General features: G+C 43.6%; 15 protein-coding genes and 1 other annotated feature (1 of these 16 running past the window's edge). All 15 genes read right to left on the minus strand.

Annotated elements, in window-relative coordinates:
- Positions 1-13: 13 nt before the first annotated feature.
- The 15 genes from EG2_RS01825 to EG2_RS01895 all read right to left on the minus strand — a co-directional run bounded on the left by EG2_RS01825 (position 14) and on the right by EG2_RS01895 (position 15,456).
- Positions 14-895, minus strand: a complete 882-nt coding sequence (locus EG2_RS01825) for a carbohydrate ABC transporter permease (RefSeq protein WP_021150594.1) — start codon at positions 893-895, stop codon at positions 14-16.
- A gap of 13 nt (positions 896-908) precedes the next feature.
- Positions 909-1,820 (minus strand): ABC transporter permease, encoded by a 912-nt coding sequence (locus EG2_RS01830; RefSeq protein ID WP_005470074.1) that lies wholly within the window; start codon positions 1,818-1,820, stop codon positions 909-911.
- 350 nt (positions 1,821-2,170) lie between these two features.
- Positions 2,171-3,181, minus strand: a complete 1,011-nt coding sequence (gene ruvB / locus EG2_RS01835) for a Holliday junction branch migration DNA helicase RuvB (protein WP_003128097.1) — start codon at positions 3,179-3,181, stop codon at positions 2,171-2,173.
- 12 nt (positions 3,182-3,193) lie between these two features.
- Positions 3,194-3,784: a Holliday junction branch migration protein RuvA gene (ruvA, locus tag EG2_RS01840; RefSeq protein ID WP_003128096.1), complete on the minus strand. Its 591-nt coding sequence runs from the start codon at positions 3,782-3,784 to the stop codon at positions 3,194-3,196.
- A 94-nt stretch (positions 3,785-3,878) separates the two neighbouring features.
- Positions 3,879-4,313 carry a peptide-methionine (R)-S-oxide reductase MsrB gene (gene msrB / locus EG2_RS01845; protein WP_060813252.1) on the minus strand — a complete coding sequence of 145 codons (435 nt, stop codon included), beginning with the start codon at positions 4,311-4,313 and terminating at the stop codon, positions 3,879-3,881.
- 70 nt (positions 4,314-4,383) lie between these two features.
- Positions 4,384-4,782: a GFA family protein gene (locus EG2_RS01850; RefSeq protein ID WP_060813253.1), complete on the minus strand. Its 399-nt coding sequence runs from the start codon at positions 4,780-4,782 to the stop codon at positions 4,384-4,386.
- Complete coding sequence (locus EG2_RS01855) at positions 4,779-5,345, minus strand: Maf family protein (protein WP_060813254.1); 567 nt, start codon at positions 5,343-5,345, stop codon at positions 4,779-4,781. Before EG2_RS01855 ends, EG2_RS01850 begins: the two co-directional genes overlap by 4 nt.
- Positions 5,342-7,474 (minus strand): DNA mismatch repair endonuclease MutL, encoded by a 2,133-nt coding sequence (gene mutL / locus EG2_RS01860; RefSeq protein ID WP_060813255.1) that lies wholly within the window; start codon positions 7,472-7,474, stop codon positions 5,342-5,344. The genes EG2_RS01855 and mutL overlap by 4 nt, the downstream gene beginning before the upstream one ends.
- Before the next feature lie 15 nt (positions 7,475-7,489).
- Entirely contained in the window at positions 7,490-10,036 is a 2,547-nt protein-coding gene (mutS, locus tag EG2_RS01865; RefSeq protein ID WP_060813256.1) for a DNA mismatch repair protein MutS, read from the minus strand.
- A complete protein-coding gene (locus tag EG2_RS01870) occupies positions 10,020-10,406 on the minus strand; it encodes a YlbF family regulator (protein WP_005470065.1) in 387 nt (128 codons plus the stop codon). Before EG2_RS01870 ends, mutS begins: the two co-directional genes overlap by 17 nt.
- Positions 10,407-10,413: 7 nt before the next feature.
- A complete protein-coding gene (locus tag EG2_RS01875; protein ID WP_060813257.1) occupies positions 10,414-11,211 on the minus strand; it encodes a TIGR00282 family metallophosphoesterase in 798 nt (265 codons plus the stop codon).
- Between the two features lie 194 nt (positions 11,212-11,405).
- Entirely contained in the window at positions 11,406-12,611 is a 1,206-nt protein-coding gene (gene pepT / locus EG2_RS01880; RefSeq protein WP_060813276.1) for a peptidase T, read from the minus strand.
- A 29-nt stretch (positions 12,612-12,640) separates the two neighbouring features.
- Positions 12,641-13,063: a methylglyoxal synthase gene (mgsA, locus tag EG2_RS01885; protein ID WP_003128085.1), complete on the minus strand. Its 423-nt coding sequence runs from the start codon at positions 13,061-13,063 to the stop codon at positions 12,641-12,643.
- Between the two features lie 257 nt (positions 13,064-13,320).
- Positions 13,321-14,097 (minus strand): Cof-type HAD-IIB family hydrolase, encoded by a 777-nt coding sequence (locus tag EG2_RS01890; protein WP_003128084.1) that lies wholly within the window; start codon positions 14,095-14,097, stop codon positions 13,321-13,323.
- Between the two features lie 228 nt (positions 14,098-14,325).
- Positions 14,326-15,456 carry a 5-methyltetrahydropteroyltriglutamate--homocysteine S-methyltransferase gene (locus tag EG2_RS01895; protein ID WP_003128083.1) on the minus strand — a complete coding sequence of 377 codons (1,131 nt, stop codon included), beginning with the start codon at positions 15,454-15,456 and terminating at the stop codon, positions 14,326-14,328.
- A 47-nt stretch (positions 15,457-15,503) separates the two neighbouring features.
- Positions 15,504-15,739: a binding site (T-box leader), on the minus strand (it continues 22 nt past the right edge of the window).

Genomic DNA, 15,739 nt, shown 5'->3' on the forward strand with positions numbered 1-15,739 from the left:
CTGATCCCTCTTTCTATTCTTTTACCGCACCGGCCATCATACCGCCGATGAAGTGTTTTTGAAGTAATGGATAGATAATCAAAATTGGTACAGTCGTGATAACGATAGTAGCCAATTGCACCCCACGGGTCGTTGCCTGCACGACAAAGTCGGTACTACCGCTTTCGGTCATCGTGCTTAAGTTGGACTGCACAATGATTTCATAGATCTTCATTTGCAGCGGATAGAGATATTCTTTGGTGATGTACAATTTTGTGGTCATAAAGTCGTTCCATTGTCCGACACCATTGAACAATATGATGGTAGCTAATGCTGGTTTCGTTAATGGTAGGAAAATCTTGTAAAAAATTTGAAATTCGCTGGCCCCATCGATTTTCGCCGATTCTTCCAAAGAAGGAGGAATCTCACGGAAAAAGTTCATCAAGATAACGACGTCATAATAGCTGAATAACGCTGGAATGATATAGACCCAAAATGAATCTAGTAACCCTAACGATTTGATCAGCAAATAGGTTGGGATCATCCCACCGCCGAAGTACATCGTAATGACTCCTAGCGTGGTGTAGATATTCCGGCCGATCAGCCGTGATTTACTGAGTCCGTATGCCACAACGGCACAAAACAGTGTATGTGTCACTGCCCCGATCAATGTTTTCAGTACAGAGATCAAAAATGCCCGTGGGATACTGTCATCGGAAAATACTTTCCGGTAATTCTCCCAAGTAAATCCCCGCGGCCATAAAACGAGACCGTTTTCAGCCAACCCTGAACTAGAAGATACCGATGAGACTAAGATATTCCAGATTGGAATAATGATCAGCAGCGAAAACAGAACGAGGATCACTGTGTTAAAGAAATAAAACCATTTGTTCTCTTGTGTTCTTCTTTTTATCACTTGGTCACCCCTCCTATAAGATAACTGAATTGCCATTGTTCAATTTGCGTGTCACACGATCGGTGATGACTAGAAGAATGACAGAAATGATTGCTATTCCCAAGCCAACCGCTGTTGCATATGAGAAATCGCCTTGTGTCAGACCCATTTTATAAACGAATGAGTTGATGACTTCCGATTTGTTTTGGTTTTGTGAATTCATCAAAACCAATGTCTGGTCTAAATTAGATCCTAAGATACCGCTCACATTTAGGATCAGATTCAATGAAATGATCGGCGTCAAAAGTGGTAATGTGATTGTCCGAATCTGCGTCAACTTGGTGGCGCCATCGATTCTGGCCGCTTCATAAAAAGTTGGATCGATACGAGACATTCCTGCAAGATATAAAATCGTTCCCCATCCTACTTCTTTCCAAAGGTCAGATAAAACAGCGATCCACCAATATTTATCAGGATCCAACAAATGATTGACACCTTTATCCATCATTCCTAAAGACATCAGGACCTGGTTGATAAACCCATTGGTCGACAGCCATGAAATCATCATACCGCCTAGGACAATCCAAGAAAAAAAGTGAGGGATATACGAAACGGTTTGAATAAATTTCTTCAATTTTCCGTCCCGCATCTCAAAAATCATAATGGCGAGAATAATTGGAATCGCAAAGCCTAAGCCTAACTTCATCATACTGATTGCTAACGTATTCCCAACTGCTTCCCAGAAAAAACTGTCGTGTAAAATAATTCGGAAATTCTCTAACCCTACCCATGGTGCGGAGGAAATCGTATCAATGACCGTATAATTCTTAAAAGCAATAATGATTCCATAAATTGGAATATAATTAAATACGATCATGAATGCCACGCCTGGTAGTACCATCCAATGCAGTTGCCGCTGCCGGTATATCTCTTTCAGCTTACTCATACGCAAAAACCCTTTCTGTTATCGTCTCAACGCTCATCCTATCTTTTTCTTTTTAGTGAAACGTTTCTACGAGTTGATTATAAATCGCCCTAGAAAGAAATGCAATCCTTTACATCATTAAAGTTTTATCATTTTTCATTATCTCATTTTTAATGACTTACATGTCCTTTAAAGATATTTTTCACAAACAAAACCCTTTAATAACAAGGTTATCTACTACACTAAATCACTTATTTTTGTTTTTCTACAGCTCTTGCAACCGTTTCTTGCGTTGTTTCTTTTCTCGAAGCAACTAATTTTAGAACACGAACGATAGAAAAACGTTTCACTAAACTATAAAAAAAAGAGCTTTACAGCTCTTCAAAATGATTTTCATAGCCAAAATGGGTATAAGCAAGTGTGGTAGCGATCCGTCCACGTGGTGTTCGTTTCAAAAACCCTCTCTGAATCAAGTAAGGCTCATACATATCTTCCACGGTCTCTGTTTCTTCGCCGATGTTTACAGATAATGTGCTGAGGCCCACAGGCCCTCCACCATACAACTCGATCATCGTTCGAATCAGCTTCTGATCCACATAATCTAAACCAGCATGATCGACTTGCAAAAGCAGCAAAGCTTTATCTGCGATTTGGCGGTCAATGATTCCATTCGCTTGCACTTGCGCGAAGTCTCGAACACGTTTCAGCAAGCGGTTAGCGATCCTTGGCGTTCCTCGAGATCGTCGAGCAATCTCAAATGCCCCTTCTTCCACGATCTCCGTCTGAAAAATATCCGCTGAACGTAAGACGATTTCTTTTAAGTCTTGGTCTTCATAATATTCCATATGAGAAATGATCCCAAATCGATCCCGTAATGGTGCAGAAAGCATCCCTGCCCTAGTTGTAGCTCCTACTAGGGTGAATGGCGGCAACGGGAAATGGACCGGATGCGCAGTTGTTCCTTGGCCAACCATGATGTCCACGAAGAAATCTTCCATTGCAGAATAGAGCATTTCTTCGGCAACTCGCGGCAAACGATGGATCTCATCAATAAACAAGACATCCCCCGGCTGCAATTCATTCAAAATCGCAATCAAGTCTCCCGGCTTTTCGATAGCAGGTCCACTAGTCGTCTTGATGTTGACCGCCATTTCATTGGCGATGACCATCGCCATTGTCGTCTTTCCTAATCCAGGTGGTCCGTAAAGCAGCACATGATCCAATGCTTCTTCCCGATTTTTGGCTGCTTGAATGTAGATCGACAACTCTTCTTTTACTTTATTTTGACCGATATATTGCGCGAGAAACTGCGGACGCAATGATTTTTCGATCAATTCTTCTGTTTCATTCGTTTCCGGTGAAACAATCCGTTCATCCGTCACCTAACTCGCTCCTTATTTTTTCATCATCAATTTTAATGCTTCTCGTAAGTATTCATCTGTTGATTTAGTCGTATTAGGCGCTAAATATTTCTCGGCTTTCTTGATTTCTTTTTCACTATAGCCTAATGCTTTCAAAGCTGCCATCGCTTCGTCCAACGCGGTATTCGCCACAGTGACTGGTGCCGTTGGCTCTTCACCGACTAATTCTGCGACTTTTCCTTTTAAGTCCAATATCATTTGCTGTGCTGTTTTTTTGCCAACACCTGGGAATTTGGTTAAATAAGTGACATCTCCGTTTTCGACAGCTGTGATCAATCCCGCATGGTCTTCATTCGCCATAATTGCCAATGCACTTTTAGGACCGATCCCAGAGACGCTGATCAGTTTTAAAAATAATTGCTTTCCTTCTAATGTAGAAAACCCGTATAAACTATGGGCATCTTCTCTAATTACTTGATGCAGATAAATCTTCACTTCTTGATTCAGCTTGCCGCTGAACGCATACGGATTGCCGAATGCCACTTGATAACCGATACCGTGCGTTTCAACAACGATATACGCCGGAAATATATCCGTGACTTTTCCAATAATATATTCGTACATAACCGTTCCTTTCTATACATCTAGCTGTACATATGTTCCCTTTATTGTAGCATAGACTGAAAGACAAAAAAAGAAGCAAGCGAAGCTTGCTCCTTTACTCAACAAGAGAAGTATATTCTCCATATCCTTGCTCAACCATTTCTTCCAATGGGACGAATCGCAAGGCTGCGGAATTGATGCAGTAGCGCAACCCGCCTTTGTCTTGCGGGCCGTCTGAAAAAACATGTCCTAGATGGGAATCTGCTTCTTTACTGCGGACTTCGACACGGTGCATGCCATGAGAGAAATCTGCTTTCTCTTTGATTTCTTTGCGGTCGATGGGCTTCGAAAAAGAAGGCCAGCCACAACCAGCATCATACTTATCTGTCGAAGCGAATAGCGGTTCGCCGCTGACGATATCCACATAGATCCCTTTTTCATAAAAATCATCATAAGTCCCTGTAAAAGGACGTTCGGTCGCATTTTCTTGTGTGACCGCATATTCGATCGGTGACAATTTCGCTTTCAAATCTTCTTTTGATTCTGACATTTTTCTCACCTGCTTTCTTCTCTTATCTTGCCTTTTTTCCAATCGTTTGTAAACGAACTTGCTTCTTTGCTTAAGAAGAGGGCAGTTCTGGCCACCTTCTGGTTCTTTCAGCAAAATGATAAAACAGCGGCTGGTCTTTCGTATAGATTTCTTCTGTGAAAACTGCTTCTGTCAATTCTTGAAACAAACCAGTGGCAAAGAAGAATTCTGCCGTCTCCTGTGCATAATAAAATAAGCTAGAGCCACACTGGCGGCAAAGTCCCCTTTGCGCCCAATTAGAAGAGTTATACCGTTGAATCAAGGATTCGCCAGTAAATGTGATTTGATCTCGGGAACAAGCGGCCAGCGCTAAAAAAGGACCACCATGAAATTTCTGACACATTGAGCAATGACAGGCAGTCACTTGGGGATGAACCTCCGTTAGCTCAATCGTAACTTGACCACAAAGACACCTGCCGGATAGATTCATTTTTTCAGCTCCTCCGGAAATTCTTTTAATAACTTGGCAACCGTATTAACAGGGAAGCCAACGATCGTATAAAAATCCCCTTGGATCGCTTCAACAAACACTTTTGCTGCTCCTTGGATCCCATAGCCCCCGGCTTTGTCTTGATATTCCCCAGTTTTCAGATACTCGGTAATCATTTGCTCCGTCAACAGACTAAAGGAGACTTGTGCAGAAACCAATTTTTCTCGTCGTTTTTCTTGTTTTTGTAAAACGACCGCAGTATGGACCCAATGAGTCTTTCCACTCATCTTCTGCAACATCCGTCTGGCATCTGCTTCATCAACAGGTTTGCCGAAAATCTCCTGGCCAACCACTACGGTAGTATCACTGGCGATCACAAGATCTGTGGGAAAGCAGGCTGCGACAGCTGCTGCCTTTTCCCGCGCCATTCGCTGCACATACTCCTCTGGTGTCTCTCCAAATACCACAGACTCATCGATATCTGCCGGCTGTATCTGAAAAGATGGGACCAATTCCGCTAATAATTCTTTTCGCCGTGGCGATTGAGAAGCTAAGACAATCATTCCATTCCACTCCTTGCACGATGCGGATCTTGGATCCGTTTAAACATTCGCTCCATATCACTATTGGTAAAATGAATCAATACCGGACGTCCATGAGGACAATTGAAGGGATTCTCACACTTTGCAAGATCCGCCAACAGGATTCGTGCTTGCGCCTCATTTAGATAATGATTGGCTTTGATCGAACGTTTGCAGCTCATCATGATCGCTGTTGCTTCCCTGAATTTCTTGACGCTGACTGAACCTGTCTCTAAAAGCATGTCGATCATTTCTCGAATGATGCTTTCTTCTTCTCCTGCTGGGTACCAAGTGGGATGCGCCCTTACAATAAAGCTGTTCGCCCCAAACTCCTCCAAATGGATCCCAACTTCTTGTAATTTTTCAGTTTGTTCCTTCAACTTGATCGCATCATTATTGGGATAATCTAAGACGATCGGTACCAATAATTCTTGCAAATCGTCGCTCACTTCTCCGATTTTTTCCCGAAAATATTCATATTTGATCCGTTCTTGGGCCGCATGCTGGTCCACGATATAAAGTCCTTCGTCGCTTTGAGCAAACAGGTACGTCCCATGCATCTGTCCGAAATATTCTAAATGAGGGAAACGTTGCTTGGCAGGCGTTTCTTCTAACAAACGATCCACATATTTCGTATAGTTTTTCTGTCCGGCATGCAGTTCAGGATGCAGCCGTTCTTGCGCCTGCTCTTCGATTAACGACAAGTCCTGCTGACTGGCATCCTCGAGAACAGACGCTGCTGGTTGATCATCTTCTTGGACAATCTCTGTCACAGGTACTGTCGCAGCAAAAGGATCTCGCAACGTTTTATTGGGCAGTGTTTCTTCCAGACTATCGAAAACTGCTTGATTTTCCACAGAATATGCCGAAGACTCCGGAGCCTTTTCCCTTTGCTCCGCGCTTTCTGGAAGTTTTCCACCTTCCTCCACAGGGTTTTCCACAAAGTTATCCACAGTCTGTTGATAACCTGATGACGCCACTTGAAACTTTCCTGTCTCGCGGTTGAAAGTTAATCCCGAAGAAGTCGTAGGACTCGTTCCCAGATCCAGTTTCGTTTGTTCCACAGGTTCAGTGGTCACTTTTTTCTTAAAACGAAGATTATCGGCGGCATTCGGAATCAAATTCTCTTCTCGCAAACTGTCATTGATCGATTTACTGATCAATTTGGTCAGTTCTTCTTCTTTTGATAAACGTACTTCTTGTTTAGTGGGGTGAACATTGACATCGACTAATAATGGATCCATCGTGATCTCCAGGACCGCAATCGGGAATCGTCCCACCATCAATTTTGAGCCATATCCAGCAACGATTGCTTTATTCAAGGCAAAATTCCGAATGTATCGTCCATTGATGATCGTGGATAGATAATTACGGCTAGCCCGGGTCACTTCAGGCAACGAGACATAACCAGTCAGCTTAAAATCAAGATCTTCACTGTTGATAGCTAACATTTTTTTAGCAGTCTCAACACCATAGATCCCGGCGATGGTTTGTTTCAAATCCCCGCTACCAGTAGTAGTCAGCATTTTATTGCCTTCATGGACCAAGCGAAAAGCAACTTCCGGGTGACTCAATGCAATACGGTTCACGATATCGCCGATATTGGCCAATTCTGTCTGCAATGTTTTGACATATTTCAAGCGCGCTGGCGTATTATAAAAAAGGTTTTCTACAGTGATCTTCGTTCCTTGCCGCAAGTTCGCTGGTATATGTTCTTCCACAGTGCCTCCCTTCAACCGAAGGAATGAGCCTTGGGAAGCATCTTTGACAGCTGTTTCGATTGTTAAAATCGAGACTGAGGCAATACTTGGCAATGCCTCACCGCGAAAGCCAAGTGTCCGTATCCGAAACAAGTCATCGCGGTTATGGATCTTACTGGTGGCATGGCGCTTGAAGGCCGTAACGACATCTTCTTCGGCAATCCCCTCGCCATTATCGATCACCTGGATTTTGCGTAGACCGGCTTCTTCAATGAAGATATCGATCTGTGTGCTGCCGGCATCCACTGCATTTTCCACAAGTTCTTTGACAACAGAGGCTGGCCGTTCCACGACTTCACCGGCAGCGATTTGATTCGCTAGACGTTCAGATAATTCTTGGATCTTGCCCATCTGTTTTCCTTCTTTCTAGATTCGTTTTTGCAATTCATAAAGCTTATTTAACGCATCCATTGGGGTCATTTCTAAGAGATTCAGTTTTTTCAACTGATCGATGACGCCAACTTCTTCTGTGGACACCTCGCTAAACAATGAAAGCTGTTGTGTTTCTTCTATCACAGGCTTTTCGATCGTTGGTTCATGTTCTTCCAGAGCTTTCAAGATCGTTGCCGCCCGTTGTAGTAATCCGCTAGGCAGTCCTGCAATTTTTGCCACATGGATTCCGTAGCTCTTGTCTGCCGGACCTTCCATCATTTTATGCAGGAAGACAACTTCACCGTCTTTTTCTACCGCTCCTACATGAATGTTCCGCAAACGCAGTAATTCTTCGTCCAATATGGTCAGTTCGTGATAATGGGTCGAAAAAAGGGTCTTCGCTTTGACTTCTTTATGGATATATTCAATGATGGCTTGAGCAAGTGCCATCCCATCATAGGTGGCTGTTCCACGCCCTAATTCATCGAATAGGATCAAACTGTTTGGTGTGGCATGACGCAACGCCTGATTGGCTTCCATCATCTCGACCATGAATGTACTTTGTCCAGCAATCAAGTCATCGCTGGCACCGATTCGGGTAAAGATGCGGTCAAAAATCGGCATTTCTGCTGATTGCGCAGGAACAAAACAACCGATTTGAGCCATAATCACTAACAGTGCCAATTGCCGCATATACGTACTCTTACCAGACATATTCGGTCCGGTGATCAGTAAAATATCGGTGTCTTCATGCATCACGATGCTATTAGGAATATATTCTTGGTGCCCCAGCACTTTTTCCACAACGGGATGACGCCCATCGATGATATTCAAGGAGCGCTCTTTTTTCAAAACTGGCCGTACATATTGATAGCGTTCAGCAATTGTCGCAAAACTTTGTAACACATCGACTGCACTAATGGCTTTGGCTAATTTCTGCAAGCGAAGGATACTTTTTTTCACTTCTTCTCGTACTTCCAAGAACAATTGGTATTCCAGATCCACCGATTTTTCTTCCGCTTCTAAAATCACTGTTTCCAGCTTCTTTAATTCAGGTGAAATAAAACGCTCCGCATTAGCAAGGGTCTGTTTTCGTTCATAACGACCTTCTTCGAGACCAGCCAGATTGGCTTTGGTGATTTCGATGTAATAACCAAAAACACGGTTGAAACCCACTTTTAAATTCTTGATACCTGTTTCTTGGCGTTCTTTGGCTTCTAACTCAGCTAGCCACTGCTTGCCGTTGCGCATCGCTTCCCGATACTTGTCTAGTTGTTCGTGAAAACCATCTTTGATGACATTTCCTTCAGTGATCTGCAGCGGTGCGTCTTCATCGATGGCGCTATCGATCAATGCCACTAACTCATCCAGTGGCTCCAATTCGATCAACAGGTCATTCCACTCTCCACGATTGATGCCTTTGATCAACTGGGCGATCAGAGGAACTTGCTGCAAAGAAGATTTCAGCTGCAGAAGATCCCGTCCATTGACATTGCCAAAGGCAACTCGCCCAACTAAGCGCTCCATGTCATATACTTTTGTCAGTGCGTCTTGTAAGTCTGCTCGTTCAAAAAAGCTGTCCAACAATGATTGAACCATTTCTTGACGTGCAAAGATCTTCTTTGGTTGGATCAAAGGACGATCCAACCACTGCTTCAATAAACGGGCACCCATTGCTGTTTTGGTTTCATCTAATAACCATAAGAGTGTTCCATGCTTTTTGCCAGTTCGAATGGATCGACTCAATTCGAGATTGAACTTTGAGTAATAGTCCATTTTCAAAGAATGATCTGGTTGATATTCTACTGCTTGCTGGATGTGAGCCAAGCTGCGTTTTTGGGTGATTGCGAGATAACTCAATAATTTGCCAGTGACCGTCTTTTCATCTTCAGGCAATCCGCTAGTCAAAAAACGGAATTCAGCGTTTTCTTCATATGTCTCTTGTTTTGAAAAAACAACACTCAAGCGAGTGGTCAACAGTTCTTTAAGGGAGTCAGGAACTTCGCTGCACAAAACGACTTCCTTGGTTTGTAAGGCAGCGGCCTCATTCAATACCGCATCCTCGTCTTCTAAAAGCGCGGTCTTTAACTCACCGGTACTCAAGTCTGCATAAGCAAAACTGTAACCTTGCGTCGTTTTCATCACAGCCGTCAAGAAGTTATTATCTTTGGCGGACAGCCCTTTGCTATCCATCACTGTCCCTGGAGTGATCAATTGAACGACTTCCCGTTTGACCATTCCTTTGGTGGTTTTGGGATCTTCGACTTGTTCACAGATGGCGACTTTATAGCCTTGTTCGATCAACGTATCAATGTAATTACTGGCGGCATGATAAGGGACTCCGCACATTGGGATCGGTTCTTCCGCATTTTTGTTGCGGCTTGTCAATGTCAGCTCCAAGATTTGTGCAGCTTTGATCGCATCTTCATTGAACAGTTCATAGAAATCTCCCAGACGATAGAACAAAAAAGCATCTTGGTATTGTGCCTTGATGCTTAAATATTGTTCCATCATAGGAGTGTTTTTAGTTTTTTGAGGCATGAGCATCTTCCTCCTCGATGGCTTTATTCACTTGCTTTTGGATTTCTGTTGTGACGTAGTGCAGCAATTCATCTGCTTCCTGAAGTGCCGCACGATAGGCGATCACGAGTGGATGCTGGTCATATTGTTGGGTCAACTCAGCCACTCGTCGCAAAGCATCCTTTTTTGCTTCCGGTTTATCATAATGTTCATACTGAACGATTTCTTTTTGGGTTTGCTTGATTGCTTCTTCTAACTCCAGCAGCTTTTGATTCTTTTGCGCCCGTTGTTGAATCCTTTGAAACTCTTGTACTACCGGGTGTTGTGCCAATAATTGCCGCAATGCAGCCAATTCTTGTGCTACTGCTGTTTCTTTTTCTAGTGGGTCCATGATTCTCCTATTCTGTAAAAGGCCGGTCTTCGCTGATTTGGATTGGACGAATCGATTTGGCTTTTCCAGTTTGATCATCGATCTCGATCAGACAAGCGGACAAAATACTGCGTCCGTTCTCGATCACTTCAAAGCGTTGCGGCAATGCCGTCAAGAATTTTTCGATGATAGGTTCTCGTTTCATCCCTAAAATCCCATCATAAGGACCAGTCATTCCTACATCTGACAAATAAGCCGTTCCTTGTGGCAAAATTCGGGCATCATTGGTTTGTACGTGGGTGTGTGTGCCGACGACTGCAGAAACTCGTCCGTCTAGATACCAGCCCATGGCTTGTTTCTCACTCGTTGTCTCACCATGAAAATCAACAAAGATAAATGGTGTACGCTTGCGGGCGATAGTCACCAACTCATCCATTTTACGAAAAGGGTCATCAATGTCGACCATGAAAGAGCGTGCTTGCATATTGATAACTGCTAATTCGATCGCATTGACTTTCACAAAGACCATTCCTGTACCAGGAGTCCCTTCTGGAAAATTTGCCGGACGAATCATTTTTTTTGCATCACCAATAAATTCAAAAATATCTCGATTATCCCATGTATGATTTCCTAGTGTGATCACATCGACGCCATCTTGAAGAAATTTCTTATAAATTTTCCCCGTGATCCCCCGACCCGCAGCTGCATTCTCGCCATTTGCGATCGTCACTTGTGGCCGATAGGCTTTCTTCAATTTTGGTAAATACTCTGTCAAGGTATTTCTCCCTAACGATCCAACCACATCTCCAATAAATAATACCCGCACACTTTTTCCTCTTCTCTTTTAACATCTTTCTTTATTATAAGTGTTTTCCTTGAGAAAAAAAAGAGCTATTCCATAACAGCAAACAACCTTAAACTACAGGAATTCCTTCCTACCGACTGCTCTTGTTGCTCTTCTAGGACCCTTTAGAAAATAAAACACTCTCCAAACAACGTTGGTCGTTTGGAGAGTCATCATTATTCAGCAACACGTTTCACGATCGCAACGATTAAGTCCCGCGCCTTTGCCATCGCTTCAACAGTGATAAATTCATATTGACCGTGGAAATTCTCGCCGCCGGTAAATAGATTAGGGGTTGGGATCCCTTTGTAAGTGATTTTGGATCCATCTGTGCCGCCGCGAAAAGGGGCTTCGATCGGTGTGATCCCTAAGTCTTTCATTGCTTGACGAGCGATGATAACACTTTGAGGATTTTCTTTGATTCGGTCGCCCATATTGTAGTATTGATCATACAGCTGATAGATGATCCGCTCACCATAGTACTCATTCAACTTTTCAATGATCTGCACCATCTTCTCCTTGCGCTTTTGGAAAAGCGTTTGATCGTGATCACGAATGATGTAGGAGAGTTCTGCTTGCCCGATATGTCCAGAAAGATTGTGAAGTAAGTAAAAGCCTTGATAGTCTTTTGTTTTTTCCGGGACTTCTGCTTGCGGCAGTGCTGCATCGATCTGGTTGGCGATCTTTAATGCATTGACGAGACGACCATAAGCCGTCCCAGGATGGACGCTTGTTCCGTTGATTTGGATATCGATCCGCGCAGCATTAAAGGTTTCATACTCCATATGTCCCACACGACCACTGTCCATTGTATAAGCAAAAGCCACTGGGAAATCGGCTGGGTCAAATAGATCCGCCCCTTTCCCAATTTCTTCATCCGGACCAAAAGCGATCCAGACATCTCCCCGTTCTTGTGGATCAATCGTTTGTAAAATCCGCAATGCATCGATGATCTCAGCAATCCCGGCTTTATCGTCTGCACCTAGGAGCGTCGTTCCATCTGTAGTGATCAACGTCTCACCTATGTAGTCTTTGAGGTTAGGAAACTCAGCGACTGTCATCATGATCCCCAACGGCTCATTGAGGCAAACGTCTTTGCCATCATAATTTTCATGGATCTGGGGTTGGATGTTTTCGGCTGCAAAATCAGCGGTGTCTACATGTGCGATAAATCCGACAGCCGTTTTGTCCGGATTTCCTGCAAGACGTCCGATCACAAAGCTATTCTTTTCATGGTACAACACATCGTTAAGCCCCATAGACTGCAATTGATCCCGTAGTAAAAGTGCCAGCTCAACTTGTCCAGGGGTAGTAGGAATTGTTTGGCTGCTTGCATCGGAACGGGTATTGATTTTGGCATAACGCAAAAAATCGGCGATCATTGGTTTGTCCTTCACTTTCGTCACTTCCTTCAAAAAGATAATGGTCGATGGTCCGTTTCATGGATGATCTGTCGGAAATCTGCAAATCCTGCATCTAATCCTCGGAGCAGCATTTCTGCTGTACCGATATTCGTAGCCAACGGGATTTCATAAACATCTGACAGACGAATCAATGCGGTCACATCCGGCTCATGTGGTTGCGCTGCCAAAGGATCGCGCAAAAAAATCACCATATCCAACGCATCCTCCGAAATCATCGCCCCAATTTGTTGATCGCCTCCTAAAGGACCAGACTTATAGCGATGAACGGATAGTCCCGTAGCTTCTTGGATTCGTTTCCCTGTTGTTCCTGTGGCATATAATTGATGCTGTGCCAAGATTTCGCGATAAGCGGTGACCATCTTCACCATCAATTCTTTTTTGCGGTCATGGGCTATCAATGCTATTTTCATCTTCACTCCTCCTCTTTTTTTCCATTGTACCAATACTTGCTGAAAAAAAGAAACTGTGCTCCCAAGAATCAGACATTGCCTAATCTTTCACAGAGCTTCCATCATAGAATCAACCGAATCCCTTAGTAAAATAGGTAGGCTGCCACCTTAAGAAGGGGCACCGAAGGAAATCCTTCTGGCAATTTGCGGGGCTGATTTCTCTGATTTGGCTGTTGCAAAAAATTTCAGGTTTGTCTGTTTCTTAGGACACAGTTTGTTTAAATCAAGTCTAGTTCTTTCAATGCTTGCCAGATGCCATCCTCATCATTGCTGGCGGTGACTTTATCAGCGATCGCTTGAATCTCGGGAGCCGCGTTACCCATGGCCACGCCGACGCCGGCAGCTTGCAGCATTTCGCGATCATTTTGGCCATCGCCAAAACAAATCACATCTTTTTGTGAGATTCCTAGTTGGTGTGCCACCGAAAGAATCGTGGCTGCTTTTGAACCATCTTTTGGCACGACATCGACACTGTTTTCATGCCAGCGAACAAAACGTAATTTACTGTAGCGATCGTCAAAATAGTCTTCATACTCTTTCCCATAAAAAGCCAACGCTTGATAGACTTCTTTTTCTTCCGGAAAGTGCATGTCTAATTCAGGCAATTGTGCGCCAAAAGAGCGCATTGCTTCATCCATGATGCCAATATTTAAAGAAGAAGCTCGTTTAGCCGTATCCATTCCCACAAATGCGGTATCGATCCCTAACTCGTTTGCTTCAGCAACAAATGCTTTTAGCTGTTCTTCATCTAATAAATTTTTGTACACTTGTTGGTGTGCCAAAAATGCAGCAGCGCCATTGCATAAAATATAATTATCAAAAGCAAGGGAGCGGATGATGTCTTTCGCATGGAAACGACTGCGGCCTGTAGCAACTGTCACGAAATGCCCTGCATTTCGCAGCAACTCCAATGCTTCAATCGTACTTTCCAACGGTTGCTTGTTCGAATCCAGTAACGTGCCATCAATATCAAAAGCAAAGAATTTCCGATTCATATCCATAAAAAACTAAGACTCTCTTTCTGTAAGAAATAACAAGAATTTTTACTTTTGGATCATGTTCTCTCCAAAAAGCATACCCTATTCTTAACATAAAAAGCTGTCTATTTCAATAAGTGGCGGATCTTGGTGAATGACTCTTGCTCACCAATGAAGGTGGGCTCATTTTTTTGGGAAACTGAAATATTTTCAACCACATGAAGTGTTTGCCTCAATCGTCTTTGTCTATTTGGCAGTGACTGGTTGAGTGCCCCAGACTTCATCTGCCACTTCAATGATCAGCTGCAATTTCTTCCATTGATCTTCTTCTGACAGAATGTTGCCCTCCTCTGTTGAAGCAAAGCCACACTGCGGACTCAAGCTCAAACGCTCTAAGGGCACGTATTGGCTGGCTTCTTTGATCCGGGCAATCAAGCTTTCTTTCTCTTCCAGAGCCCCATTTTTACTTGTGACTAGACCGAGAACGACTTTCTTTGTTTCCGGGACAAACCGCAATGGCTGGAAGTCCCCAGAGCGATCATCATCAAACTCCAAGAAAAAGGCTTCGACCGCTTCATGTCCCAACAGCGAATCCGCAACTGGCTCATAGCCTCCCGATGCCGCCCATGTCGAATGGTAATTGCCACGGCAAACATGGGTAGTCACGTGCAGGTCGTTAGGCAGATCCACCAATGCACTGTTATTCAACCGCAGATACAATTCTTGTAATTTTTGTGTATCATACTCATCGTTGGTCCTTGACTGCCAGTAATTTTTGTCCACCAGCATCCCCCACGTACAGTCATCCAATTTTAGATGACGACAGCCAAGATCATACAAGGCTAAAATGGTTTCACGATAGGCTTGCGCAATATCAGCAAGCAATACTTCCCGATCCGGATAGATAGCGTTCACTTTTTCTTCGTTGCTGCCTCGAACAAGTTCGACAAACAATTGAGCAGGCGCTGGGATACTCTGGCGAACAGGCACCCCATCTGCTTGAGCCGCGACAAAGCGATATTCCTCAAACACGGGATGTTCTGGATTGAATGCGACTTTCCCAGCTAATCGTGCAGAATCAGCACGGGTTTCTTCCCCATGGAACAAGTAGCCTTGATCCATTAAAATATGCTCTATTCCTTGAAATCCCCAGAAAAAATCCAAGTGCCAATAACTACGGCGAAATTCGCCATCGCTGACATATTTCAAGCCAACTTCTTTTTGTTTTGCGACTAACTCACTGATCGCCTGATCCTCAACTTCTTTTAACTCGGATCGAGTGATTTTTCCTTCAGCGAACGCTTCCCTTGCTTGCTTCAACTTCTCCGGACGCAAAAAACTTCCTACAATTTCATAATGATTGATCACTTGGCACATAGTTTCTCCTCCTTTTTTGGGTAAAAAAAAATCCTTAAGAGTTATCTCTTAAGGATGTAATAAATTTACATGGTACCACCTTAGTTTGCATCCGACTTACGAAGAATGCCTCTACTCCAATGCGACGCTGTTGCGTGATATTGGGGTCTCAGTAACGGGGACATCCGTGCGCTTCTAAAACTTGCGTTCTCGAAACACCCACTCAAAAGCCATTTTCAGATTCGTTTTCTTTCACCCTTTTTCAGCTGTCGGGGCTCTCTGTTAGAAATTCCACAGAATCTTA

The sequence above is a fragment of the Enterococcus gallinarum NBRC 100675 genome, from assembly GCF_001544275.1.
In the GTDB taxonomy this organism is placed as follows: domain Bacteria; phylum Bacillota; class Bacilli; order Lactobacillales; family Enterococcaceae; genus Enterococcus_D; species Enterococcus_D gallinarum.